Annotated in this window: 1 protein-coding gene; it reads right to left on the bottom strand. The window is 66.4% G+C overall.

Annotated elements, in window-relative coordinates; all coding sequences use genetic code 11:
- Positions 1-453, bottom strand: a 453-nt coding sequence (locus tag JOY50_RS28550; protein ID WP_259375124.1) for an Ig-like domain-containing protein, incomplete at both ends; no start/stop codon positions are given.

Consider the following 453-nt stretch of genomic DNA (forward strand, 5'->3'; position numbering starts at 1 on the left):
CCAGCAGCATCGGTCAGGGTGACTTGCAGGGTACTGCCGTCGTTCACGGCAGGAGTCAGGGCAATGACGAAGGTGCCATCGGCGCCAACGGTACCCGTCGCGAGGATGTTGCCTTCGGCGTCACGCACTTGCACGGTGGTGCCGGCTTCGCCACGACCGCTCAGTTGGCTGCCGGCCAGGCCGATTACTAGGTCAGTCGGGGCTTCAGGCGGTGTGGTATCGCCACCGTCGATGTCCGGTGCAGTGACCGAGCTGGCCACGGACGTATTGCCAGCGGCATCGGTCGCAGTGGCTTGGAGGACTTCGCCGTCCAGCTGCGGTGGGTTGAGGTTGATGCTGAAAACGCCGGTCGGGCCGACCACGGCAGTGCCCAGTTCGCTGCCGTCGGCAGCAACGATGCGCACGGTGCTGCCCGGTTCGGCACGGCCAGTGAGCACGGTGCCATCCGCGCTG

The sequence above is a fragment of the Pseudomonas sp. BP01 genome, assembly GCF_022760795.1.
GTDB classification, from domain to species: Bacteria; Pseudomonadota; Gammaproteobacteria; order Pseudomonadales; family Pseudomonadaceae; genus Aquipseudomonas; species Aquipseudomonas putida_Q.